Annotated in this window: 23 protein-coding genes and 2 pseudogenes; 7 read left to right on the forward strand and 18 right to left on the reverse strand. The window is 71.4% G+C overall.

The genetic code is table 11. The features are described 5' to 3' along the window. Positions 1 to 20 precede the first annotated feature (20 nt). On the forward strand, positions 21 to 563 hold the full coding sequence (locus ACIOWN_RS25915; protein WP_362353293.1) for a PPA1309 family protein: 543 nt from the start codon (positions 21 to 23) through the stop codon (positions 561 to 563). Between the two features lie 63 nt (positions 564 to 626). Here the strand turns inward: ACIOWN_RS25915 and ACIOWN_RS25920 are convergent, their stop codons facing one another. From ACIOWN_RS25920 to ACIOWN_RS25935, 4 genes are all read right to left on the reverse strand, one after another. Continuing rightward, the gene (locus ACIOWN_RS25920; protein WP_362353295.1) at positions 627 to 1,724 is read right to left on the reverse strand and encodes a PDZ domain-containing protein; all 1,098 of its coding nucleotides are present in this window, start codon (positions 1,722 to 1,724) and stop codon (positions 627 to 629) included. Between the two features lie 50 nt (positions 1,725 to 1,774). Next, positions 1,775 to 1,906 (reverse strand): hypothetical protein, encoded by a 132-nt coding sequence (locus tag ACIOWN_RS25925; RefSeq protein ID WP_400029243.1) that lies wholly within the window; start codon positions 1,904 to 1,906, stop codon positions 1,775 to 1,777. A gap of 158 nt (positions 1,907 to 2,064) precedes the next feature. Next, complete coding sequence (locus ACIOWN_RS25930; protein ID WP_100568281.1) at positions 2,065 to 2,523, reverse strand: molybdenum cofactor biosynthesis protein MoaE; 459 nt, start codon at positions 2,521 to 2,523, stop codon at positions 2,065 to 2,067. A gap of 147 nt (positions 2,524 to 2,670) precedes the next feature. Further along, entirely contained in the window at positions 2,671 to 3,780 is a 1,110-nt protein-coding gene (locus ACIOWN_RS25935) for an SDR family oxidoreductase (RefSeq protein ID WP_362353297.1), read from the reverse strand. Between the two features lie 193 nt (positions 3,781 to 3,973). Here ACIOWN_RS25935 and ACIOWN_RS25940 point away from each other — a divergent pair, with 193 nt between their 5' ends. Together ACIOWN_RS25940 and ACIOWN_RS25945 are read left to right on the forward strand one after the other, a co-directional pair. Then, positions 3,974 to 5,431: a zinc-dependent metalloprotease gene (locus ACIOWN_RS25940; protein WP_401983428.1), complete on the forward strand. Its 1,458-nt coding sequence runs from the start codon at positions 3,974 to 3,976 to the stop codon at positions 5,429 to 5,431. Then, positions 5,428 to 5,943, forward strand: coding sequence for an NUDIX hydrolase (locus ACIOWN_RS25945; protein ID WP_401983429.1), 516 nt, complete (start codon positions 5,428 to 5,430; stop codon positions 5,941 to 5,943). Before ACIOWN_RS25940 ends, ACIOWN_RS25945 begins: the two co-directional genes overlap by 4 nt. Positions 5,944 to 6,163: 220 nt before the next feature. On the opposite strand, the gene ACIOWN_RS25950 is transcribed toward ACIOWN_RS25945, so the two are convergent. The 5 genes from ACIOWN_RS25950 to ACIOWN_RS25970 all read right to left on the reverse strand — a co-directional run bounded on the left by ACIOWN_RS25950 (position 6,164) and on the right by ACIOWN_RS25970 (position 10,385). Next, on the reverse strand, positions 6,164 to 6,919 hold the full coding sequence (locus tag ACIOWN_RS25950) for an AIM24 family protein (RefSeq protein WP_401983430.1): 756 nt from the start codon (positions 6,917 to 6,919) through the stop codon (positions 6,164 to 6,166). Positions 6,920 to 6,936: 17 nt separating this feature from the next. Next, positions 6,937 to 7,617, reverse strand: a complete 681-nt coding sequence (locus ACIOWN_RS25955; RefSeq protein ID WP_401983431.1) for an AIM24 family protein — start codon at positions 7,615 to 7,617, stop codon at positions 6,937 to 6,939. 11 nt (positions 7,618 to 7,628) lie between these two features. Then, on the reverse strand, positions 7,629 to 9,368 hold the full coding sequence (locus ACIOWN_RS25960) for a TerD family protein (protein ID WP_362353304.1): 1,740 nt from the start codon (positions 9,366 to 9,368) through the stop codon (positions 7,629 to 7,631). A gap of 133 nt (positions 9,369 to 9,501) precedes the next feature. Next, positions 9,502 to 10,098 (reverse strand): M48 family metallopeptidase, encoded by a 597-nt coding sequence (locus ACIOWN_RS25965; protein ID WP_362353306.1) that lies wholly within the window; start codon positions 10,096 to 10,098, stop codon positions 9,502 to 9,504. A 92-nt stretch (positions 10,099 to 10,190) separates the two neighbouring features. Continuing rightward, positions 10,191 to 10,385 (reverse strand): hypothetical protein, encoded by a 195-nt coding sequence (locus ACIOWN_RS25970; protein WP_362353308.1) that lies wholly within the window; start codon positions 10,383 to 10,385, stop codon positions 10,191 to 10,193. Here ACIOWN_RS25970 and ACIOWN_RS25975 point away from each other — a divergent pair. Further along, positions 10,384 to 11,598, forward strand: coding sequence for a TOMM precursor leader peptide-binding protein (locus ACIOWN_RS25975; RefSeq protein WP_401983432.1), 1,215 nt, complete (start codon positions 10,384 to 10,386; stop codon positions 11,596 to 11,598). The genes ACIOWN_RS25970 and ACIOWN_RS25975 overlap by 2 nt on opposite strands. After that, the gene (locus tag ACIOWN_RS25980) at positions 11,591 to 12,985 is read left to right on the forward strand and encodes an AarF/ABC1/UbiB kinase family protein (RefSeq protein WP_362353312.1); all 1,395 of its coding nucleotides are present in this window, start codon (positions 11,591 to 11,593) and stop codon (positions 12,983 to 12,985) included. Before ACIOWN_RS25975 ends, ACIOWN_RS25980 begins: the two co-directional genes overlap by 8 nt. 28 nt (positions 12,986 to 13,013) lie before the next feature. Here the strand turns inward: ACIOWN_RS25980 and ACIOWN_RS25985 are convergent, their stop codons facing one another. The 5 genes from ACIOWN_RS25985 to ACIOWN_RS26005 all read right to left on the reverse strand — a co-directional run bounded on the left by ACIOWN_RS25985 (position 13,014) and on the right by ACIOWN_RS26005 (position 17,031). Beyond that, positions 13,014 to 13,307, reverse strand: coding sequence for a hypothetical protein (locus tag ACIOWN_RS25985; protein WP_362353358.1), 294 nt, complete (start codon positions 13,305 to 13,307; stop codon positions 13,014 to 13,016). A 145-nt stretch (positions 13,308 to 13,452) separates the two neighbouring features. After that, entirely contained in the window at positions 13,453 to 13,776 is a 324-nt protein-coding gene (locus ACIOWN_RS25990) for a hypothetical protein (RefSeq protein WP_362353314.1), read from the reverse strand. Beyond that, positions 13,773 to 14,141 (reverse strand): WhiB family transcriptional regulator, encoded by a 369-nt coding sequence (locus tag ACIOWN_RS25995; protein WP_028420407.1) that lies wholly within the window; start codon positions 14,139 to 14,141, stop codon positions 13,773 to 13,775. Before ACIOWN_RS25995 ends, ACIOWN_RS25990 begins: the two co-directional genes overlap by 4 nt. 174 nt (positions 14,142 to 14,315) lie before the next feature. Beyond that, the gene (locus tag ACIOWN_RS26000) at positions 14,316 to 14,636 is read right to left on the reverse strand and encodes a hypothetical protein (RefSeq protein WP_362353316.1); all 321 of its coding nucleotides are present in this window, start codon (positions 14,634 to 14,636) and stop codon (positions 14,316 to 14,318) included. A 187-nt stretch (positions 14,637 to 14,823) separates the two neighbouring features. After that, the gene (locus ACIOWN_RS26005) at positions 14,824 to 17,031 is read right to left on the reverse strand and encodes an ATP-dependent DNA helicase UvrD2 (RefSeq protein ID WP_362353318.1); all 2,208 of its coding nucleotides are present in this window, start codon (positions 17,029 to 17,031) and stop codon (positions 14,824 to 14,826) included. Between the two features lie 213 nt (positions 17,032 to 17,244). Here ACIOWN_RS26005 and ACIOWN_RS26010 point away from each other — a divergent pair, with 213 nt between their 5' ends. After that, positions 17,245 to 17,502, forward strand: a complete 258-nt coding sequence (locus tag ACIOWN_RS26010; RefSeq protein WP_362353320.1) for a mycoredoxin — start codon at positions 17,245 to 17,247, stop codon at positions 17,500 to 17,502. Positions 17,503 to 17,724: 222 nt separating this feature from the next. Here ACIOWN_RS26010 and ACIOWN_RS26015 read toward each other — a convergent pair. Further along, positions 17,725 to 18,240: pseudogene (locus ACIOWN_RS26015) on the reverse strand (hypothetical protein); the annotation flags it as partial. A gap of 84 nt (positions 18,241 to 18,324) precedes the next feature. After that, positions 18,325 to 20,049: a recombinase family protein gene (locus tag ACIOWN_RS26020; protein WP_401983433.1), complete on the reverse strand. Its 1,725-nt coding sequence runs from the start codon at positions 20,047 to 20,049 to the stop codon at positions 18,325 to 18,327. Between the two features lie 49 nt (positions 20,050 to 20,098). Between ACIOWN_RS26020 and ACIOWN_RS26025 the strand changes: the two are divergent. Further along, positions 20,099 to 20,176: pseudogene (locus ACIOWN_RS26025) on the forward strand (NrdH-redoxin); the annotation flags it as partial. Positions 20,177 to 20,257: 81 nt separating this feature from the next. On the opposite strand, the gene nudC reads toward ACIOWN_RS26025, so the two are convergent. Both nudC and ACIOWN_RS26035 read right to left on the reverse strand, forming a co-directional pair. After that, positions 20,258 to 21,202: an NAD(+) diphosphatase gene (gene nudC / locus ACIOWN_RS26030; protein ID WP_362353323.1), complete on the reverse strand. Its 945-nt coding sequence runs from the start codon at positions 21,200 to 21,202 to the stop codon at positions 20,258 to 20,260. A 139-nt stretch (positions 21,203 to 21,341) separates the two neighbouring features. Continuing rightward, on the reverse strand, positions 21,342 to 22,745 hold the full coding sequence (locus ACIOWN_RS26035; RefSeq protein ID WP_362353325.1) for a dipeptidase: 1,404 nt from the start codon (positions 22,743 to 22,745) through the stop codon (positions 21,342 to 21,344). Positions 22,746 to 22,755: the final 10 nt, after the last annotated feature.

Raw genomic sequence — 22,755 nt, forward strand, 5'->3', positions numbered from 1 at the left:
AACGAGGCAGGATTGTGACCATGTCCAACACTCCCATGGCAGCGAACCCGCTCACCCGGGCGGTACTCGAGATCGACGAGTACACCTCCGGCCTCGGCTGGGACCAGCCCGCTCGCCTCTTCGCCCTCGTAGACACCGCGCGGCTGCGGGCCCAGGAACCCGCCCTCGCGGCACAGCTCGGCCTGGCGGACGAGCAGGAGACCTCCGGTCTCACCCCGGTCGAGCAGGACGAGGTCCCTGCCGACCGGCCCCTAGACGAGTTTCTCGCCACCATCGCCTGGCCCGAGGCGGTGGCCGGCTGCGCGCTGACCGTGGAGCGCATGATGCTGCCCCCGTCCGCCGAGGCACAGGTCCCGCAGGGACTGGACGGGGCGAAGCTGGCGAAGTGGGTGGCCGCCCACCCCGAGCGCCAGGAGGTCCGCATGACGGTCGCGGTCCTGCGCGACGGCGCCCGGGAGTCGGCCCTGCGCCTGCGTGAGAAGGACTCCGCCACGGAGGTCCTCACCGGCTCCGACCTGGTGCCGGGGCTGGCCGAGGCCCTGACCGCGACCTTCGAGGACTGAGCCGGGGGCCCTGGGCCCGCCGCACTCCCCTACCCGACCGGCACACGGCCGGGGCGCTGCCCGTCAGCCCTTGGCCGTGCACTTCGGCAGATCGGCGGCCTTGCCGCCGCGGATGTCCTTCAGGGCGCTGAGCGCGTCGCCGATCGTGTGCACCTTGACGAGGGTGAGCCCCGAGGGGGTGTCCTTGGCGGCGGCCGCACAGTTCTCGGCGGGGGTGAGGAAGAACTGGGCACCCTTGCTGCGCGCGCCGACGGTCTTCATCTCGATGCCGCCGATCGGGCCGACCTTGCCGTCGTCGTCTATCGTCCCGGTGCCGGCCACGAACTTCCCGCCGGTCAGGCTGCCCGGTGTGAGCTTGTCGTAGAGGCCGAGCGCGAACATCAGCCCCGCGCTCGGTCCGCCGACGTCGGCGAGCTTGATGTTGATCTCGAACGGGAACGTGTGGTCGGTCCCTGCGGAGATCCCGACGATGGCGCGCTTGGTCCCGGTGTCGGCGGACTGCGCGGTGGTGATGGTGACGTCCTTGGTGACGGTCGCCGCCCTGTGCTGCTTCGCGGCGGCGGCCTGGTCCTTGGCCGGCACGATCGTGAAGACCACGGCCTGTCCGGGCTCGTGCCTGGTGACCAGCCTGGCGACGTCCGAGGGCTGCTTGACCGGCGTGCCGTCGACGGCCCTGATGACGTCGCCCGCGTGCAGCCTGCCCTGCGCCGGGGTGTCCTTGATGACCGTGGAGACGATCACCCAGGACTGCACCGGGATGTGCAGTTCCTTCAGGGCGGCGACCTTGGCGCTCTCCTGGGAGAGGGTGAACTCCTCGGCGTTCTCCTGGGTCGACTGCTCCTCCGTCTTTCCGTCGGGGTAGAGCGTGTCGTGCGGAACGATCTTGCTGTCGTGCGCCAGCCAGCCGTAGACGGCCTCGACGAGGTTCATGCGGTAGTCGGCGCTGGTGACCCGGACGGTGGTCATGTTGAGGTGGCCGTCCGTCGGGTAGGTCTTGCGGCCGGAGATCTGCAGCACCGGCTCGCCGCCGTGGTCGCCCAGGGTGTTGACCGTCGGCCCCGGCGACATCTCCGAGTAGGGCACGGGGAAGAGGATTCCCGCGCACAGGAGCGCGATCAGCATCAGGGTGGAGGCGAGCATCGTCGCGGTGCGGCGTGGCATGACTCGACAGTACGGGACGGTTCTGTCAGCGCACCGTCAGGGCGGGACGCTCACGTACTGGAGTGGGACCTCTCCATGGCCTCACGGAAACGGGCGTAGCCGTCCAGTTCGGGACCGTCGCTGCGCGCCTTGCGGGTCCGGTTCGCCCAGCTCCCCCACAGTCCGGCGCCTATCGCAGCCACAAACGGAATCAGCAACCAGGCGAGCGCCGCCATGCCGACCTCCCAACCCCTGATACGCGACCGCGACTGACTGATCAGCAGATTAACCATCCGCACTGACAACGCTCACGCCAGGGGTTCGGTTACGCAACCGGAGCTGCGGCCATGGGGTTGGGGCGTCAGGCGCCGACCCATTCCTCGGTGCCGTCCGAGAACCTCTGGTGCTTCCAGATCGGCACCTCGTGCTTGAGGTCGTCGATCAGCTTCCGGCAGGCCTCGAAGGCCTCGCCCCGGTGCGGGCACGACACCCCGACGACGACCGCGAGGTCTCCCACCCTCAGATCCCCCACACGGTGGACGGCCGCCAGCGCCCGGACCGGGTACCCGGCGGCGACCTTCTCGGCGACCCGGCGCATCTCCGCCTCCGCACTGGGATGGCAGGAGTACCCGAGCGCGTCGACCCCGGCGCCCCCGTCGTGGTTCCGCACGGTCCCCACGAACAGCGCGGTACCGCCCGCGGCATCGTCCCCGAGCGCCTTGAACACCTCGTCCAGGGAGAGGGGGGTCTCCCGGACGCCGATCAGCTTGACGGGGTCCTCGGCGGCGTACTCGCCGGGATGATCGTTGGTGGCTGCCATGCGTCCATCGTGCCGCACATGCGGAAGGACCGGGAACAGCGCGATCACCCGATACGCGCGCGTGCCGGTTCGGAGTCTCATACAGGACTGGCTCGCACGGGACCGCCGGGTAAAGGAGGTGGAGGGCCGCGCACGAGAACGGGCTTCTCAGCGCCGGCGTGCCTTCCGCGCCCGTCGAACCACCGCCGCCGCGCCCAGCAGGGCCACCGTCGCCCCGGCCGCGCCCGCCGCCGTCGCGTCCTTGCGTCCCAGGCGCCGCCCGGCGACCGTGTGCCGCCCGGACACCTCCTCCAGCAGCGCGGTGAGAACCTCCTCGTTGGTCCACCGCGGCCGCCATCCGGCGTCGTGCAGCCGGCTGCCGCTCACCACCCAGGGGTACATCGTGTACGCCAGGTCCCCCGCCGGAGACGGCGTCAGCCCGATCCGGTGCAGCCGGGCCGCCGCCCCGAGCGCGACCGCCGAGGGCAGCTCCATCCGCCGGATCCCGCTGAGCTCCTCGACCTCCTCCTGCTCCAGCCATCCGTCGCACCCGACGGCCAGTTCCCCGTCGACCTTCTCCAGCACTGCGTACTCCAGGGCGCTGCACAGGTCCTCGACGTGGCAGAACTGCCACGCGGGCCGCGACCCGGCCACGACCAGCAGACGCGGCGATTCGAAGTACCTGGTCAACGCGGTGTCCGTGCCCCCGACCAGCACCGCGGGCCGGACCACGGACACGTTCAGTCCGGGATGCGCCCGCGGAGCGCGCCGCGCCAGCCGCTCGATCTCCAGCAGGTCCCCGACGCCCGTCGCCTCGGCGGTCGCCCGCAGCTCTGCGTCCTCCGACAGCGGCAGCTCGTTGTCCGGCAGCGCCCCGTAGACCATCGCGGAGGTGCACAGCACCACGCGGTGCACCCCGGCCGCGGCCGCCGCGGTCAGCACGGTCTGCGTCCCCCTGACGTTGTACGCCGTCCGGGCGGCCGAGTCGGTCTCCAGGTCGAGGTCGAGCGCCAGGTGCACGACGACGTCCGCGCCGCGCAGCTTCTCCGCGATCGCCGGATCCCGCACGTCGAGGATGTGCCACTGCGCCGCCGCGCACTCCCCGCGCCGCTCGTCGATCGCGACGACCTGCCTGATCTCGGCGGACTCGGCCAGCCGCTCGGTGAGCAGCGCGCCGACCCCGCGGGCGGCTCCGGTGACCGCGACGACGGGCCCGCGCACGGCGGGAGTGCTCTCTTGGTTTCGCGCTGCGCGAACCTGTGGATCTGGGGAACTCACCGGGCGTCTCCAGCGGTTGTCTTCACATACGGGCGCGAATGACGCGTACGTACCAGGTGGCATCCATCCTGCCGCAGGCGATGTGTCGGCGAAGCACCGAGGCCCGAACCGCCCATGGTGTCTACGCTGGGTGGTGTTGTCGGGCAGCCGCGCCGCCGGAGAGAACCGGTGGCCTTACCAGCCGAGGAATCCCGTGAGTGACACCCCATTCGGATTCGGCCTTCCGCCGGAGGAGCCGGACGACGGCGACGAGGGCAAGAAGAAGGACCAGCAGAGCGGCGGTGAGCAGGGACCGGCCAACCCGTTCGGTTTCGGGCTGCCCGGAGCCGGAGGCTTTGGCGGGCCCGGCGCCGACAATCCGCTCGCAGCCATGTTCGGTTCGCTGAACCCCACCGACCTGGGTGCGGCCTTCCAGCAGCTCGGCCAGATGCTCTCCTACGAGGGCGGCCCGGTGAACTGGGACATGGCCAAGCAGATCGCCCGCCAGACGGTGGCCCAGGGCACCCCCGACGGCACCAAGGACGCCAGCGTCGGTCCTGCCGAGCGCACCGCGGTCCAGGACGCCGTCCGGCTGGCCGACCTGTGGCTCGACGACGTGACGTCCCTGCCGTCCGGCGCCGGCTCCGCGGTGGCGTGGTCCCGCGCGGAGTGGGTCGAGGCCACCCTGCCGGCGTGGAAGGAGCTCGTCGACCCGGTGGCCGAGCGGGTCGGCACCGCCATGGGTGACGTGCTGCCGGAGGAGATGCAGGCCATGGCCGGCCCGCTGATCGGCATGATGCGCTCCATGGGCGGCGCCATGTTCGGCACGCAGATCGGCCAGGCCGTCGGCGTGCTGGCCGGCGAGGTCGTCGGCTCGACCGACATCGGCCTGCCGCTCGGCCCGGCCGGCAGGGCCGCGCTGCTGCCGGTGAACATCGAGACGTTCGGCAAGGACCTGGGCGTGCCCAAGGAGGAGGTGCGGCTGTACCTCGCCCTGCGCGAGGCCGCCCACCAGCGCCTGTTCTCGCACGTGCCGTGGCTGCGCTCGCACCTGTTCGGCGCGGTCGACGGGTACGCGCGCGGGATCAAGGTCGACACCGCGAAGCTGGAGGACGTGGTCGGCCAGTTCGACCCGCAGAACCCCGAGCAGCTGCAGGACGCGCTCCAGCAGGGCATGTTCCAGCCCGAGGACACCCCGGAGCAGAAGGCCGCCCTGGCCCGTCTGGAGACGGCGCTGGCCCTCGTCGAGGGCTGGGTGGACGCCGTGGTGCACGCGGCGGCCAAGCCCCGTCTGTCGTCCGCCGACGCGCTGCGCGAGACGCTGCGCCGCCGCCGGGCCTCGGGCGGCCCGGCCGAGCAGACCTTCGCCACGCTGATCGGCCTCGAGCTGCGTCCGCGCCGGCTGCGGGACGCCTCCCGCCTGTGGGCCTCGCTCACCGACGCGCGCGGGGTGGAGGGCCGCGACGGCCTGTGGGCGCACCCGGACATGCTGCCGACCGCCGCCGACCTGGACGACCCGGACGGCTTCGTGCACCGCGAGCACATGGACTTCTCTGAGCTGGACAGGATGCTCGGCGAGGCGGCGAGCGGCTCGACGCCGAAGCCGGACCTGCGCAAGAAGACAGAGAACGACAAGGGCGACGAGAACGACAGGGGCGACGACGCCGAGTGAGCCTCCACGACGACGCGGTCCTCGTCCTGCGGGAGTACGGGGACCAGGAGGACCTGCGACCGCTCTACCTGGAGCACCTTCGGACGCATCCGGACGGCCTGTGGAAGGCCTGCGCGGACGGGCACATCACGGCGAGCGCTCTGGTGGTCGACCCCGAGCGCGGCCGGGTGCTGCTGACCCTCCACCGGAAGATCCGCATGTGGCTGCAGACGGGCGGCCACTGCGAGACGGAGGACACCACGCTGGCGGGGGCCGCCCTGCGCGAGGCGACCGAGGAGTCGGGCATAGAGGGGCTGACCCTGCTGCCCGGCGGTCCCGTCCGGCTCGACCGTCACCGGACGCCGTGCGCCTGGCACCTCGACGTCCAGTACGCCGCGCTCGCGCCGAGCGGCGCGGTGACGACGATCAGCGACGAGTCCCTGGACCTGCGCTGGTTCGCCTACGACGAGGTGCCGGAGGTGGCCGACAAGTCAGTCGTCCGCCTGCTGGAGGCGACCCTCGCCAGGCTCTGAACGGGCACGGTGCGGCGGCGCGGCGGTCTCCGGCCGTGGGTGGGACGGCCGCGCGGCGGTTCACGGCCGTGGCAAGGGACAGCCGCGCGGCGGTTCACGACCGTGGCAAGGGACAGCCGCGCGGCGGTTCACGACCGTGCGGGGGACGGCCGTGCGACAGTTTCCGGCCGTGCGAGGGGCGGCCGCCGGTGGTGGTCGCCCCTCGCACGCGGTCCCCGGCTCAGCCCCAGACGTTGCCCTGGTTCTGTCCCCGCGCCCCCTGCTGTCCCATGCCGAACTGGGCGGCGAGGCCCTGCCCGATCACCGCGTTCTGCGGCGGCAGCAACTCGCTGGGCTGGACGAGCGCGTAGCCGCTGCCCATGAAGCTGAGCTCCCAGCCCTCGCCGGTGCCGCCGCGCCGCCGCCACACCCCGCTGGAGTGCGTCTGGGCCTGCATCTGCACGCGCAGCGCGGTGGACCAGGCGACGATCGCGTCGGCGTCGCAGTTGACGTACTTGTCCGGCGTCACCTGCATCAGCAGCGGCGCGCCCGAGGTCATCAGGGCGACCCTGCCGTGGCCGGTGATGTTCAGCTGGTACTTCCCGGAGCCGGAGATGCCGTGCGTGCTGTCGACGGCGACGGCCTCGTGGTACAGCGTGGAGTCCATCGCCAGCACATAGCTGCTGTCGACGGTCAGACCGTCCTGCTCGACGTCCATGATGTGCACGTACTGCGCGAGGTTGGCGAGATAGACCGTGCCCTGTCCGTGACAGCGCATCAGGTCCAGGCCCTCGCCGGTGTACGCGCGCGTGCGTGCCTGACCGCCGCTCTGGTACTCCGCGTCGAACTCGATCAGGCCCTGGTAGGCGACCATCGTGCCCTTGCGGGCGAGGATGTCGTCGTGGCCCTCCAGTGTGACGCGCAGCATCTGCTTGTTCTGCAGGCTCCAGCGCTCCTGCGTCTGGGCCTCGTTGAAGGCGAAAAGCGGGCTCTGCATGGTCTACTGTCTCCCCCTCAGCCGCGCATCCGCAGGCGGTCGGTGCTGTCCTCGCTGGGCTGTACGACGACGATGCCCTGCCCGGAGAAGGCCATCTGGTAGGCCTCTCCGCTGCCCCGGCCGATCAGGGACTGCGCCCTGAAGCTGCGCTTGCCCTTCACCTTCAGGTTCGGCGACCAGGCGACGAGCGCGTCCGGGTCGACGTAGGTCTCGTTCTCGCCCTCGCCGCAGTCGACGACGATCGGCTCGCCCCGGGAGGTCAGCGCCACCCAGCCCTGTCCGGAGATCCGCGTGTTCCACAGGCCCTGCCCGGCGAACTTCGCCAGCCCCTTGACCCGCTCGACGCCCCAGCTCAGTCCGGCGTCGAAGGCGAGCAGGTTGGTGGCGTTGACGGAGATCGCGTCACCGCCCAGGTTGATGACGACGACGTTGGCCCCGTAGTCGGCGAGGTAGAGCAGTCCGTCGCCGGAGCACTTCATCAGGGGTGCGCCCTCGCCGGTGACCCAGTCGCGCGCGATCTGGCGCACGGCCGACGGGCTGGGCTCGTACTGGATGAAGCCCTCGTAGGCGACCATCGACCCCACGCGCGCGAAGAGGTCGTTCCCGGTCTGCATGGCGACCTTCAGCATGTGGCTGCCGTGGTTCTCCATGCGGGCGGTGACGGGTGCGGGGACGTGACCCGCGAGCGGCTGGTTCATGACGGGCTCCCTCAGACCTCGTAGGGCTGGACGACGACGAAGCTGCCGGGGGCGGCGCGGAACTGGAGGTTGACGCCCTCTCCGGTGTCGCCCGGGTAGGCGTTGCGGCGCATCCGCACCTGGCTGGAGACGATCACCTGGGCGGCGGCCGACCAGGCGACCACGGCGTTGGAGTCGACGAACGTCGTCGGCGTCACGGGCAGCACGACCGGGGTGCCGTGCGTCTTGACGACGATGGTGCCGGTGCCCTGGAACTGCATGGTGAACAGGGCGCCGCCGGGGATGCCGTGTCCCTCGACACGGCGGACCTCGTACTCCAGGCTCTCGTCGAAGGCGAGGACGTTCTCGGCGGAGACGCAGATCGCGTCGCCCTGGAGCTCGACCGGATGCAGATGGGTGGAGTTCTCGGCGAAGAACACCTGGCCCTGGCCGGTACAGCGCATCAGCTGCATCTCCTGGCCCGTGACGTTGCCCGTGATCCGGCCCGCGAAGCCGGCGCCCTTGTAGGTGAAGTCGACCTTGCCCTGGTAGAGCACCATGCTGCCCTGCCGGGCCAGTACGGGCCGGCCTCCCTCCGTGCCGAGGTCGGCCCGGATCAGCTTGCTGTTCTGCAGGGTCCAGCGCCGTCCGGTGGGCGCCTCCTTGTACAGGTTCAGCGCGGCGGACACCCCGGCGGCCTGGGGAGCGGCCTGCGGCACTCCGTGGGGCGCGGGCCCGCCGGGAACCTGGCCGAACGGCGGCTGGTGTCCGTAACCGGGGGGCGGTGGCGGGGCCTGCGGTGCCTGGTGGTGGCCGGGCGGCGGGGGCGGGGTCTGGCCGTGCCCCTGGCCGTGCGCCGGGCCGTACGGGGGCTGACCGTAGGGGGCGGGTGCAGGGGCGGGCGGCGGGACCGGGGCGCCGGGCGGGGTCAGGGGGGCGATGATGGTCGGCGCGGCGTGCACCGAGAACGCCGGGCCCGGCGCCGGGGGCGGGGGCGGAGGCGGCGGGGTGGCTCCCAGCGGCGGGGGGAAGCCGTGCGCGGCGGGTGGCGGGGTGGCCCCCGGGGACGGCTCGATTCCGGGCGCGGCGGGCGGGGGCATGTGGGCGGCCGGGGGTGGCACAGGGGCCGGGGCGGCCGGACCGGAGGGGACGGCGAACTCCGGGGGCGCGGTCGCCTGTGCGGGCGGGGCGAAGCCGGGAGCGGCACCGGGCTGCGGGTCCTGGCCCGCGGCGGGCTCCTCCTCTTCCAGGACCTCGCCGCCGAAGTTCTTCAGCAGCGCCTCCAGGCCTCCGTCGAAGCCCTGCCCGACGGCCGCGAAGCGCCATACGTCCTTGACGTAGAAGTCGCCCAGCATCACGGCCCGTTCGGTGGAGAACTCCGAGCCGTCGAACGCGTACCGGGCCACCTCCTCGCCGCCCGCCACGATGCGCAGGTACCCCGAGTCGATCTGCGACATCTGCCCGGCGCCGTCGATGGCGGCCGTGAACGAGAGCTTCTGGACATGCGACGGGATCTTCTCCAGCGTGACCCGGAAGGACTCCGTGTCGCCTGCCTGGGCGCCCAGCAGCTGGATGGCCTCCTCGGGGGACTTCGGCTGGTTGAAGAAGACGAAGTACCGGTCGTCCGAGAGGCGTTCGTCGGCGTCCAGCCCGAAGCAGCTGATGTCGACGGTCAGTCCGGGCGCCGAGATCTGCACGCCTACGTACAGATCCGTGCCCGCGGTCAGGTCACTGATCCTGGCCTTGTGGCCGCGCTGGAATTCCCTGGGCATGCGTAACGACCGTCCCCCGTCCCGAAGCGAGTGCGTCGCGCCAGGCTAACGGCAAACTCCGACACCGGACGAAGTCGGTACAGACCCGGTACACAAACACAGTCGGGCGGTACCGGACGCCCCGGCGGCCCCGTCACTCGCCCTGTGTTCCCGGCGGATGCGGCAGCCGCGCGGCCGCGGCCACGCCTTCCAGATAGCCGCGGGCCCGCTCCGTGCGCGGGTACGCCTCCAGCAGCCGCCAGAAGTCGGGCCCGTGCCCCGGGACGAGCAGATGGGCCAGTTCGTGCAGCAGTACGTAGTCGACGACGTACTCCGGCATCCCTTGGAGACGGTGGGAGAGACGGATGCTGCCCTCCGCCGGGGTGCACGAGCCCCAGCGCGTGTTCTGGTTGGCGACCCAGCGGACCGAGGCGGGCCGGGCGCGGCCGTCGAAGTACTGGGCGGACAGCCGCTCGGCACGTTCGGCCAGCTCCGTGTCGCCGAGCGCCCGCCTGCTCTCCTGGGCGGCCAGCTTGTCGAGCATGACGGTCACCCAGCGCTTCTCCTCCGCCTCTGACATCCGGGCGGGGATGAGCACGACGGTGCGACCGCCCTCGCGGTACGCGGAGACCGTCCGGCGGCGCCGGGCGCTCCTGCGGACCTCGATCTCGTTCGCCGCCGTGGCGTCCGGCGGCCGGCTCGTCTCGCCGCGCTGTGGCTTTCCGGCACGGTGCAGTGGATCGGCGGACACGCTCCGACGTTACCGGGTGCGCGGACCAGAAGTCCCGGGCCGGGAACGCTTCCGTGCCGGTCCCTGCCGGGGGTGCTCGGCCGGGGTCCGATTCATACGACGATTACCCACTTCCTGTGGATAACTTTCGGCACGCCCCCTTCGAGCCGGGCATCCTGGGACTTCTTCCTCCTCCCCTCTCCCCATCTCGTTTCTCTTCCCGTTCTCTCCTTTCTCCTCGTTCTTCTCCTTCCTTCTTCTCCTTCCTTCTTCCTTCTTCTTCCTTCTTCGGCTGGGGGCTCGCACATGCATCCGATGGTGAAGCCCGCGCTCAGGCGCGGCTGGCGTGATCTTGGCACCGTGCAGTTCGGGATGACTCCCGCGCACGCGATGACACTGGGCCCACTGGACACGGCGACGGGCAGCTTCCTGGACCTGCTCAACGGCACGCGCGGGCTGCCGCTGCTGCGGGAGGAAGCCCGCCGCATGGACCTGCCCGACGGCCACGTCGACCGCCTGGTGGAGAGGCTGACCCAGGCCGGGCTCCTCGACGACGCCAGGGGCGGCGGCGCGGCGGCCGACGCGCTGCGCGCGCGGAAGGAGGCGATGGACCGGCTGGGGCCCGATCTCGCGTCCCTCTCCCTGACCACGCGCGAACCGGGCGAGGCGATGGGGCGCCTGGCCGCCAGACGTGAGGCACGTGTGCAGGTCAAGGGCGCGGGCCGGGTGGGCGCCGTCCTGGCCGCGCTGCTGTCCGGGGCGGGGGTCGGCGAGGTCGACGTGCGCGACGGCGGCTGCGTGGAGCCGTGGGACGTCGCCCCGGGCGGACTGTCCGCCGAGGCCGTCGGCGAGCGCCGGGACACCGCGGCACGGCGGGCCGTGCGCGCGGCGGCCCCGGACCGTACGGCCCGCCGCACCCCCCGGACACCGTCCGAGCCGGAGGAGCGGGGGTTCTCCCTGGTGGTCCTGGCCCCGCGGGACGACATCGCCGCGCACGCGCCCGACCCGTCCGCGGCCACCGCCCTGATCGAGTCCGGCACACCTCATCTGTACGCCGGGGTGGTGGAGGGCACGGGCGTCGTGGGCCCGCTCGTCCTGCCGGGCGAGACCGGCTGCGCCGGCTGCCTCCACCAGGAGCGCACGGACCGGGACGGGACCTGGCCACGCCTGGTGGCGCAGTGGCGCTCGGGCAGACCACGGCACGTACGTCCGTGTGATCTCGCTCTCGCCGCGACCGTGGCCGCCCTGGCGGCCGCCCACGCACTCGCCTTCCTGGACGGGGAGTCGCCCTCCAGCTCGGGCGCCCGTTGGGAGGTCTCCCTGCCCGGGCTGCACTGGCGCGCGCGACCGGTGCGGCCGCATCCGGCCTGTGCGTGCGGCGCGGCCGGGAAAGCCGAAAGGGAGCAGGCCTCAGAGAACGGGCAAGCACGCGCGACAATGGCTGAGCAACGGCCGTCATCGGCACCCTGCCGCCGGGCAGAGGCTGCGCGGCTTGCTGGGACTTGGAGGGCGCATGTCTGATCTTCCCCGGAAGGCGGTCACCCGGACCGCCAAGCTCGCCGCGCTCCCGCTGGGTTTCGCCGGGAGAGCGACCTGGGGACTCGGCAAACGGATCGTCGGCGAGTCCGCCGATCTTGTCGGCCGCGAGCTGCAGCAACGCACCGCCGATCAGTTGTTCAAGGTGCTGGGCGAGCTCAAAGGCGGGGCGATGAAATTCGGGCAGGCGCTGTCCGTCTTCGAGTCGGCGCTGCCCGAGGAGGTCGCCGGCCCCTACCGGGTCGCGCTGACCAAGCTCCAGGAGGCGGCGCCACCGATGCCGACGCGCACGGTGCACTCCGTGCTGGAGGAGCGGCTCGGCGCGCACTGGCGTGAGCTGTTCGAGGAGTTCGAGGACAAGCCCGCCGCGGCGGCCTCGATCGGGCAGGTGCACCGGGCGGTGTGGCACGACGGCCGCGAGGTCGCGGTCAAGGTGCAGTACCCCGGCGCCGGCGAGGCCCTTGTCTCCGACCTGACCCAGTTGAGCCGGTTCGCCCGTCTGCTGGGGCCGCTGGTTCCCGGCGTGGACATCAAGCCGCTGATCGCCGAGCTCAAGGACCGCGTCTCCGAGGAACTGGACTACGGGCTGGAGGCGCAGGCCCAGCAGGCTCACGCCGATGAGTTCGCCGACGACCCGGACGTCGTCGTTCCGGCGGTCGTCCACCAGCGCGACCAGGTCCTGGTCACCGAGTGGATGGACGGTGTCCCACTGTCCGAGGTGATCGCGGACGGCACCCAGGCCCAGCGCGACCGCGCCGGCCAGTTGCTGGCCCGCTTCCTGTTCTCGGGCCCGGCCCGCACCGGCCTGCTGCACGCCGACCCGCACCCCGGCAACTTCCGCCTCCTGCCCGGCGGACCGGACGGCGAGGACGACTGGCGCCTGGGCGTCCTGGACTTCGGCACCGTCGACCGCCTGCCCGGCGGCCTGCCGCCGATCATCGGCGCGGCGCTGCGCATGGCGCTGGGCGGAGAGGCGGACGCGGTCTACGAGATGCTCAGCACGGAGGGCTTCGTGAAGGAGTCCATCGAGCTGGACCCGGAGGCCGTACTCGACTACCTCCTGCCGATCATCGAGCCGGCCCAGGCGGAGGAGTTCACCTTCACCCGTGGCTGGATGCGCAGTCAGGCGGCCCGGATCGCCGACCCCCGCTCCCCTGCCTACCAGTTGGGCAAGCAGCTCAATCTGCCTCCGTCGTACCTGCTCATCCACCGGGTCACGCTGAGCACCATCGGTGTGCTGTGCCAGCTGGGGGCCACGGTGCGGCTGCGGGAGGAGCTGGAGGAGTGGCTGCAGGGCTTCGCCGCCGGTCCTGAGGCCGAGGAGCCGGACGACGAGGGACCGGACGACGAGCAGGCGGCCGCCGAGGCGTGAGCGCGGAGGGGGCTGCGCTGCCAGGGGGCTACCACCAGGTGGAGTCCAGGCGCCCCTCGATCGAGCGGAGGTTCTCGCGGGAGCAGGCGTCGCAGAAGTAGCGCCGCGTGCCGTTCTCCACGGAACAGGTCCAGGTGGGCGGCAGTCCCTCCGCCGGAGTGCCGCACCGCGCGCACACCAGCGCGGGACGCTCCGCGCTCGCGCCGCCCGTGCCGGCACGGTCCGTGCGGTCGCGCGCCGTGTCGTCGTGCGCCGTGTCGTCGTGCGCCGTGCCCGCGTGGCCCGCGCTCGCGTGGTTCGTGCCTCCGGGAAGACTCGTCACTCCGCGACCATACCGCCGGGCCGCGGCTCGGCGGGGACAACGCACCGCGGGGGCCGGTCCGTACGGACGGACCGGCCCCCGCGGGAAGAGTTCCGGCCTCCCGGGCCGGGAGGCCACCGCCTGGCGGTGTGGAACAGCCTGACGGTCAGTGCATCACTGCCATGGCGAGCGCGCGGCGGGCACGCAGCGAGGCGCGCTCGGCGCGACGCTGCATCCGGCGGGCGGCCACCAGGCGCAGGGCCCGGCGTTCCCGCTCCGCCTCGTACAGCCGCTCGTGCATATGCGCACGGGCCAGCGCTTCTGGGATGAGTTGCATCTCTCGGTTCCTGTTCTGACGCGATTCGTTCGCGCCGGTGGTGGTGACGTCTTCGGTCGCGGAGCCTGCGGGCTCACTGGCGGACGGCTTCATCGGGGCCTGCTTCTGGGGGTCGTGCGTGAGGGGGCGGTCGATCGTTCCTGCGGTGTTCATGCCGTGACCGGGTTCTTCCGCGGACGGCCACGCGGCCGCTTCCGGGCGACGACGACACCTTGGACGAACAGCTCGCCACCCCAGACGCCCCAGGGCTCACGCCGCTCCTTGGCGCCGGCGAGGCAGGCCTCGATCAACGGGCAGGTGCGGCAGAGGGACTTGGCGTACTCCACGTCCGCCGGCGACTCGGCGAAGAAGACCTCGGGGTCGTAGGAGCGGCACGGTACGGGCACGCCGAGGTTCTCGATGGCGTCGTCGAGCGCGGTGAGCGCGGTGAGCGGGGTCAAGGCGGGGTCCTCCGTGAGACCGGGCTTGGGGATCGTGTCGGAAGGCGGTACGGACGGGGCGTGCGCTTCGAGTTGCACGGTTCGTCTTCCTCGTCTGGTCGGGTCGGCCGGTCGGCCGGGTGTCGGCCGACTGCCGGGTTCTTGTCTTGTCCCGAGGCCCCTTCGCTCCGCTGTCCCCGTTCGGGGAAAACAGAAGGGCCGCGGATCCCGGATGGGGTTCCGCGGCCCTGAAGGCGCCGGCCTGATCGGCGATCAGGCTGGATCTCTCCAGGGTTCTGGCCCACGGAAGGCCCACGTCAGGTGGTGCTGCTTCGTCTGCTCCCGGTTACCGGCACCGGCCGCCTCAACGGCATAGGCCTGTGCCTGCGCCGCTACTGCTTCCAGTGCCTCGGTCGGTCGCTCGTCGCGCTCACGGATGGGAAGACCCGCGAGGGACGCAAAGGACGCCGGGCGCACGGCAGCGATGCCGGACAGACCGGTGCCCTGGTTGAAGGCGCCGAGCATGCACAGGGAGGCGACCGAGCGATCGGTCATTTTGGCGGTGCTGATGGAGCTGCTGTTGATGCTGATCACTGGACTCGCCTCCTCTCGGCGTCTGGGGGACTGGGGGTGAGCCAGTCCGTACGGATATGCAAGTACAACACGGAATCAGGGCCTCAGGAAGGCCACCGTTCCCGTGACCAAGAACCTATGGGGACGGACGGCGGGTGCGCAAACTATTTTTTCGACGAGTTCCCGCGGGTCTTCGGCCAGCCCCTGATCAGTCCTCGATCGCCTCTCCCGCGGGCTCCCGGCCTGCGCAGAGGTCGAGAACGTCCGATCCGTACCGGCGGAGCTTGCGCATCCCCACTCCGGGGATGCGCGCCAGTTCGCGCTCGTCGTCCGGGACGGTCTCGGCGATCGCCATGAGCGTCTTGTCGGTGAAGACGCAGAACGCGGGCTGCCCGCTGCGTCCCGCCTGGACCGCCCGCCACTCGCGCAGCCGCTCGTACAGGCCCTCGTCCATGTCGGAGGGGCAGCCCTCGCAGCGCATCAGCTTCATCTCGCCGGCGTCGGTGAGCGTGCGGCCGCAGACCCGGCAGCGGGCGGGGGTGCGTTGCGCGCGCCGCGGGGCGGGCGCCCCCGGCGTCCCCGCGGCTGTGGTGAAGCCGCGCTCGATGCCCCCGGAGCCGCCGGGCGCGGCGCGGCCCGCGGTGCCGGCCGAGCCGGGGCGCAGCCCGTCGAGGAAGCGGCTGGGACGGCGGCCCGGGCGGCCGCCGGGCGAGCGGGACAGCGACCAGGAGACGTGCAGCCGCTCACGGGCGCGGGTGACACCCACGTAGAGGAGGCGGCGCTCCTCCTCGACCTGTTCGTCCGTCCGGGCGTAGGTGATGGGGATCATGCCCTCGGCGACGCCGACCAGGAAGACGACGTCCCACTCCAGGCCCTTGGCCGAGTGCAGGGAGGCGAGGGTGACGCCCTGGACCGTGGGTGCGTGCTGGGCGTTCGCCCGCTCGTCGAGTTCCGCCACGAGGTCGGCGAGTGTCGCACCCTGCCGGGCGGCGGCGAAGTCCTGCGCCAGGCTCACCAGGGCGGCCAGCGACTCCCAGCGTTCTCTGACCGCGCCGGAGCCGGCCGGCGGCTGCGCGGTCCAGCCCTCCCCCGACAGCACGGCACGCACCTGTGAGGGCAGGTCGACGGCGTCGTCGAGGAGGGAGTCGTTGCCGCCGAAGCGGGCGGCGGCGCGCAGCGCGACACTGGCCTTGCGCACCTCGGGACGGTCGAAGAAGCGCTCGGCGCCACGCAGCTGATAGGGCACGCCGACGTCGGCGAGGGCCTGCTCGTAGGTCTCGGACTGGGCGTTCGTCCGGAACAGGACGGCGATCTCGCTCGCCGGGACGCCGGAGGCGATGAGGTCGTGGATGCGATGGGCCGCCCCCTCGGCCTCGGCGGGCTCGTCGGCGTACTCGGTGTAGGCGGGCTCGGGGCCGGGGGCGCGCTGGGAGACCAGTTCCAGCCGGTGGTCGGCGGCCCGGCCCCGGGCCTGGGCGAGCAGTCCGTTGGCGAGGTGGACGACCTGAGGGGTGGAGCGGTAGTCGCGGACCAGCTTGACGACGGTGGCTCCGGGATGACGGGTGCGGAAGTCGAGCAGGTGGTCGGGGGTCGCCCCGGTGAAGGAGTAGATCGTCTGGCTGGCGTCGCCGACGACGCACAGGCTGTCGCGGTCGCCCAGCCACAGCTCCAGCAGGCGCTGCTGGAGCGGGGAGACGTCCTGGTACTCGTCCACCACGAAGTGCTGGTACTGGGCGCGGACCTGCTCGGCGACGTCGGCCCGGTCCTGCAGGACGGCGACGGTCAGCAGCAGGACGTCCTCGAAGTCGATGACCGAGCGGTTTCGCTTGAGGTCCTCGTACACCGAGTACAGCTGGGCGATCTCGGCCGGGTCGCGGGGGGCGGTGCGGCCCTCCTTCGCGGCCGCGCCCGCATAGTCGGCCGGGACGGTCTGGGTGACCTTGCACCACTCGATCTCGGCGGTGACGTCCCGCAGCTCGTTGCGGTCGAGACGGATGCGGCAGGCGGCGGCCGCGTCGGCGACGAGCTGGATCTTGCGGTCGACCAGCCGGGGCATGGCGCCACCGATCGCTTTCGGCCAGAAGTACTGCAGCTGTCGCAGGGCGGCGGAGTGGAAGGTGCGGGCCTGCACGCCGTGCGCGCCGAGCTGGCGCAGCCGGCCCCGCATCTCCCCCGCGGCACGGTTGGTGAACGTGACGGCCAGCACGGTGGAGGGGTGGAGGACGCCCGCGCGCACCCCGTAGGCGATGCGGTGGGTGATCGCCCGGGTCTTGCCCGTGCCGGCGCCCGCCAGGACGCACACCGGCCCGTGCAGAGAGGTGGCCACCTCGCGCTGCTCGGGGTCGAGCCCGTCGAGCACCGCGTCGGCGGAGTCCGGGACCCGAGGGAAGAGCGGGGAGTGCGTTGCTGCTGTCACACAGCCATGCTGCCAGGTCGCTCCGGGACGCATGAGCCGGTTGTCCACAGGCAGCCCCGGCGGTCGTACTAATGCCGTGCGCCCTCGTGCCGGACGTCCTCGTGCCGCGCGCCACGTCCGTACGGATACCCCCGGTGGGAATGCCGGAGCGATGGCGTACGTTCCTTCCCAGCGACGAATACGTCCCCGAGCCGCCGAAGGAGCGCGAGAGACATGCCGGGCACTGTGACGATGTACAGCACCACGTGGTGCGGCTACTGCCGTCGGCTGAAGAGCCAGATGGACCGCGAGGGCATCGCGTACACCGAGATCAACATCGAGCACGACCCGGACTCCGCGGCCTTCGTCGAGAAGGCCAATAGCGGAAACCAGACGGTTCCGACCGTTCAGGTGGTTCCCTCCAACGGCGGTACTGAGGTCGTGATGACGAACCCGAGCCTTGCCCAGGTGAAGCAGGCGCTCGGCGTCTGACCCTCGCGAGACGCAGCCCCCCGACCGGCCTGACGCTGATCGGGGGTTTTGTGTGCCCCGGGGAGACCGCATTCGGCAGGACAAGGGCCGCCCTCGGCACCCACTGCTGTGGATGGGAGGCCGTCTCCTGAACGCGCCCTGCAGGGCGCAGAGAGACTGAGCGCTCCACCTGGCGGCCGTCGCCAACAGAAGCTCCGAGCGCGCGGTAGCCAAGCCGCAGATTCAGAGCGCGAGCACAGGCCGAGTAGAGAAGTCCTCTGAAAGGTCTTCACCATCCGGGCCATACACGAACTCGACCATGGACGGGTTGCGATTGGCGGTGGCCAGGGGCAGCCATGCCAGCATGTGGCCGTAGCCGCCGCACACCGACTCGCCACCGTCTCCGCCGTGGACCGCTGTGACGTCGCTCGTCAGCTCCGTGCGGTAGGTGTCGTAGGCGATGCGCAGGCCGAAGGCGCTCAGCTGGTTCTGCGGGCCTGTGCGGTCCCCATAGGGGATGCGGTCGAGGGGGCAGTCGTTCCCCCACCGGAAGAGGGTCTCTGCCCCAGCTCCACAAGCGTGCTCCCACTCGTCGGGGCTTGGCATCCGCAGGCCACGAGCCGCGAGAACATCTGGCATGTCAGCAGGCGACTCGGTCAGGTTCTCGTCCTCCACAGCCATGAGCACAGTGGCCAGGACGACGCTCCGGCGAGGGCTGAGCACCTGCGCGAGGTGGGCCCGCAGGTCGGGTCCGTAGCCGGCGACCTGGCCCGGCAGCGTGCAACACGCTGAAAACAGGAAAGGCCCCCATGGTCGGGGGCCTTCCGTGCTTGCTTGTCAGCGTCAGGCGGGAGTCGGAACCTTGTTGGCCCCATCTGCTGCCTTGGCTTCCTCTTCGGCCTTCGCTTGCTGCGCGGCACGTTCCGCTTCGAAGCCCTCCCAACGGCTCACGATTTCCCACTCCACCCCAGTGAGCGTCGGATGCTTCTCGTACGGCTTCGCAGACAGCGAGACAGGCACGATCGGCGCCAGCACCTGCGAAGCCTTGACGGGAACGTCCCACCAAGAGACACCCTGCTGCCGGATGTTCTCGATGAGGTCGCCTGGATCGATGGCGAGAACATCGGGCCGGAAGTACGCCTTCACCTTGTGCTTCTTCAGGAACTCCCGGCGCTCGTCGGTGCTCGACCGCTGCCACCAGTCCGTGTAGCTCTCCCCCGTTCCCGTCCATACGGTCACGGGCTTCGGCCCTTCCTGGCTGGTGACCTTCTCGCGTTCCTGGGCAAGGCTCGCGACCTGCGAGGCGTATGCGACCGCGCCAATCTCGTCCTGCCGGAGTTCCTGGAGGAGCTGGTTCATCTTGCCGTCGATCACCGCGAGCTTCGCCGCACGGCTGTCATCGATGGTCGTCGTCGACTCCATCCGTTCCGGGTGGCCGATCTCCCCGAGCAGGGCCGACTCCAACCAGGGGTACAGATCCTCAGCCCAGAACCTCTGCTTCGGGCAGGCGTCGATGCCCTTGCTCTTGTTGCCATGACAGCGGTACCGCTCACGCTGCCCCTTGGACAGGTTGCCCTTGACGTAGTACAGCGGGCTCCCGCACGTCAGGCAGAACGTCACGCCCACGGTCGGCGAGGTTGAGCCCTTCGGCTTCTTGTACTTGACCGAGGCGACGGCTTCCGACAGCTTGGCCCACTCCTCCTCGTTCAACACCGGTTCCGACCGCATGACGGGCGTTCCGTCGTCGTTGCGGACCACGGAGCCGTTGGCCCGCACGTACTCCCCAAGAAGGGATCGACTGGTCAGTACAGCCTGCACCGTCGTCGCCGTCCACCTGCCTCCACGCGGCTTCGGAGCAGCCAGCCGCGTCGTGCTCTCCCCAGCCGCCGCGCGGATACGAGCGATGTCCTGAGCCGTAGGTACGCCTTGCTCGTTCAGCCAGTCGGCCACACCCGAGAAACTCGGCTTCTCAACGAAGCGCCGAATCATCTCGATCAGCGTCGGGCCGTACTCAGGGTCGAGTTCCAGAGTGAACCCTTCCTCGCCCTTCACCGCCCTGCGCCCGAACGGGACAAAGCCACCGGGCCAGCGGCCCGTCTTACGCATGGTCTCCCGGGACGCCTTGTTGCGGGCCTTGATGGCGTCCAGCTCCGCCTCTGCGACCACGGCCAGGATCTTGGCGATCGTCTTGCCCCACGGCTTCGAGAGGTCGAAGCCCTCCTCACAGGAGATCAGGCCCTTACCGTTCACCTCGCACCACTCGATGGCCTCCGAGAGGTGACGGACCGACCGGGCGATGCGGTCGATCTTCAGGATGATGATGTGGTCGATCTGGTCCCTCTTGTTGTTGAGCCAGTCTCCCAGGGACGGGCGCATCCACGGCGAGATGGACGCCGACACATCGAGGTCGACCGCGAAGTCGACCAGCTCCATCTCCTCCGCATCCGCCCGCTTGCTGATCCGGGTCCGCTGCGTTTCCTCGCCGGTCTGGTTCTCGTTGCCTACAGACAGACGGACCACGCCGAGCGCCCTGGGCTTGTCGCTCGCCCTTGCCCCTCTCCAAGGCATGGGCGACCCTCCCTGGCCGCCACAAGCAAGAGGGAAGTCCACAGACCGTCACACCGTGCTCTTCGCGGACGGCTCGACCCTCACGAACCCGTCGCTGGCCCAGGTCAAGGAGAAGGTCGGCGCCTGAGCGCGGCGCGTCGCACGACGGACGACGCGAGGGCGGCCTCCCCGGAATGCCGGGGAGGCCGCCCTCGCGTTGCCGGGCCCCTCAGACAGCGCTCCTCGTCGGCAGCGGCTTGCCGTACCAGAGTTCGATGAGCCGGGCCGCGATGGAGATGCCGTAGGGCGGCAGGACCTCGCCGGACTCGAAGGCCGCGCGCAGCTCCTCGCGGGAGAACCAGCGGGCCTCGTGGATCTCGTCGCCGTCCACGTCGATCGCGGTCGAGGTGGCGTGCGCCATGAAGCCCAGCATGAGGCTGGAGGGGAACGGCCAGGGCTGGCTGGCGACGTACTCGACCTCGCCGACGGCGACGCCCACCTCCTCGTGGACCTCGCGGCGCACCGCCTGTTCGATGGACTCCCCCGGCTCGACGAATCCGGCGAGCGTGGAGAAGCGCCCCTCGGGCCAGTGCACCTGGCGGCCGAGCAGGATGCGGTCCTCGTCGTCGGTGACCGCCATGATCACGGCGGGGTCGGTGCGCGGGTAGTGCTCGGCGCCGCAGGCCGGGCAGCGGCGGATGTGTCCGGCCGCGGCGATCACGGTGCGCTCGCCGCAGCGGGAGCAGAAGCGGTGCAGCCGCTGCCAGTTCTCCAGGGCTACCGCGTGCGCCAGCAGGCCGGAGTCCCGGGGCGACAGGAGCAGGCCGGCCTCGCGCAGGCCGGCCGGGCGGGCGGACTGGTCCATGCGGCCGGGCAGGGAGTCCTTCTGCAGGGCGAAGTAGCTGACGCCCTCGGCGTCCGTGCCGAGGAAGTAGCGGTGCGCCTCGGTGAGGGGGGCCTCGAAGGAGGGCGTCGTGACCAGCTCTGTCCGGCCGTCGGGGGTCTCGTCGATCAGGGCCTGACCGCCGGAGACCACGAAGCAGCGCGTCGAGGGGTGGCTCCACGCCGCGGCGAGCCAGGCCTCGTCGAGCCGGTGGTGGGCGGCCCGGTCGATGCCGCTGGGCGCGGTGAGCGAGATGGGTCGGTCTGCGGTGTGGTCGGTCCAGGTGGTCACGGGTGCTTCCAACTCCCCCGGTGCAACGGTTGTTTCGGCGGCGGTTCAGCGGGACGTGCGGCAGGAGGCGTCCGCGTCCGGCGGGGCCTGGGAGTGTGCGACGGCCTTACCAGTGTGCGCCCGTGCCGGTGGGCACCCCTCAGGGCGCATCGTGCCAGTGCTCCGCGAGGTCGCCCCACAGGTACGCGCTGGTCTCGACGCCCTTGAGCAGGAGCTCGAGCTCGACCTTCTCGTTCGGCGCGTGCCAGCCGTCGGAAGGGACGGAGATGCCCAGGAAGAGGACGGGCGCGCCGAGCACCTCCTGGAGATCGGCGGCCGGGCCCGAGCCGCCCTCGCGCGTGAAGCGGACGGGGGCGTCGAAGGCACGGCCCATGGCGCGGACCACGGACTGCAGAGCCGGGTGGTCCAGCGGCGTCAGGCACGGGCGCGTGGCCGAACCGAACACGATCTCGTGCCGTATCCCCGCGGGCACTTGCTCGGCGGCCCAGGCGCGGACGGCCTTCTCGATGTGGTCGGGGTCCTGGCCCGCGACCAGGCGGAACGACAGCTTGACCATCGCCGTGGAGGGGATGATCGTCTTGCTGCCGGGGCCCTGGTAGCCGCCGCCGATGCCGTTGACCTCGGCGGTGGGGCGGGCCCAGATGCGCTCCAGGGTGGAGTACCCGGCCTCGCCCTGGGTGGCGTACGACTTGGCGGTGCGCAGCCACTGGTCCTCGGCGAAGGGCAGTTCGGCGAAGAGCCGGCGCTCCCGGTCGGTGAGTTCCACGATGCCGTCGTAGAAGCCGGGGACGGCCACGCGCGCGTGCTCGTCGTGCAGCGCGGCGACGAGGCGGGCGGCGGCGGTCGCCGGGTTGGGCACCGCGCCGCCGAAGGAACCGGAGTGGATGTCCTGGTCGGGTCCGTACAGCCGGATCTCGCATTCGGCGAGGCCCCGCATCCCGGTGCACACCGTGGGGGTGTCGGCGGACCACATGCCGGTGTCGGAGACGATCACCGCGTCGGCGGCCAGGCGCTCCGCGTGCTGTTCGACGAGCGCCCGGAAGTGCGGGGAGCCGGACTCCTCCTCGCCCTCGATCAGCAGCTTCAGATGGACGGCCGGGGCGGTGCGGCCGGTGGCGGCGAGGTGGGCGCGGACGCCGAGTGTGTGGAAGAACACCTGGCCCTTGTCGTCGGCCGCCCCGCGCGCGTAGAGGCGGCCCTCGCGGACGACGGGCTCGAAGGGCTCGCTGTCCCAGCCGTCCTCGCGGGCGGCGGGCTGGACGTCGTGGTGGCCGTAGACGAGGACCGTGGGGGCCTCGGGGTCGTCGGAGCGCCACTCGGCGAAGACGGCGGGGGCGCCCGCGGTCGGCCAGACCTCGGTGGTGGTGAAGCCGGTCTCCCGGAGCTTGCCGGCGAGCCAGTCGGCGCTGCGCCGTACATCGGGCGCGTGGTCGGGCTGGGCCGACACGGACGGGATGCGCAGCCATTCGGCGAGGTCGTCGAGGAAGGCGGTGCGGTGCTGCTCGATGTACGTACGGACGGCGCTGTCCGGGGTCTGGCTCATGGAACCGAGC

The sequence above is a fragment of the Streptomyces sp. NPDC087787 genome (genome assembly GCF_044743035.1).
In the GTDB taxonomy this organism is placed as follows: domain Bacteria; phylum Actinomycetota; class Actinomycetes; order Streptomycetales; family Streptomycetaceae; genus Streptomyces.

Coding starts and splice junctions, on each gene's coding strand:
- ACIOWN_RS25920 (WP_362353295.1), bottom strand. CDS start 1,724: ATGCCACGCCGCACCGCGACGATGCTCGCCTCCACCCTGATGCTGATC.
- ACIOWN_RS25975 (WP_401983432.1), top strand. CDS start 10,384: ATGCATCCGATGGTGAAGCCCGCGCTCAGGCGCGGCTGGCGTGATCTT.
- ACIOWN_RS25960 (WP_362353304.1), bottom strand. CDS start 9,368: ATGCCCAGGGAATTCCAGCGCGGCCACAAGGCCAGGATCAGTGACCTG.
- ACIOWN_RS25990 (WP_362353314.1), bottom strand. CDS start 13,776: ATGAACACCGCAGGAACGATCGACCGCCCCCTCACGCACGACCCCCAG.
- ACIOWN_RS26020 (WP_401983433.1), bottom strand. CDS start 20,049: ATGCCTTGGAGAGGGGCAAGGGCGAGCGACAAGCCCAGGGCGCTCGGC.
- ACIOWN_RS26010 (WP_362353320.1), top strand. CDS start 17,245: ATGCCGGGCACTGTGACGATGTACAGCACCACGTGGTGCGGCTACTGC.
- ACIOWN_RS25915 (WP_362353293.1), top strand. CDS start 21: ATGTCCAACACTCCCATGGCAGCGAACCCGCTCACCCGGGCGGTACTC.
- ACIOWN_RS26035 (WP_362353325.1), bottom strand. CDS start 22,745: ATGAGCCAGACCCCGGACAGCGCCGTCCGTACGTACATCGAGCAGCAC.
- ACIOWN_RS25970 (WP_362353308.1), bottom strand. CDS start 10,385: ATGTGCGAGCCCCCAGCCGAAGAAGGAAGAAGAAGGAAGAAGGAAGGA.
- ACIOWN_RS25950 (WP_401983430.1), bottom strand. CDS start 6,919: ATGCAGAGCCCGCTTTTCGCCTTCAACGAGGCCCAGACGCAGGAGCGC.
- ACIOWN_RS25980 (WP_362353312.1), top strand. CDS start 11,591: ATGTCTGATCTTCCCCGGAAGGCGGTCACCCGGACCGCCAAGCTCGCC.
- ACIOWN_RS25955 (WP_401983431.1), bottom strand. CDS start 7,617: ATGAACCAGCCGCTCGCGGGTCACGTCCCCGCACCCGTCACCGCCCGC.
- ACIOWN_RS25930 (WP_100568281.1), bottom strand. CDS start 2,523: ATGGCAGCCACCAACGATCATCCCGGCGAGTACGCCGCCGAGGACCCC.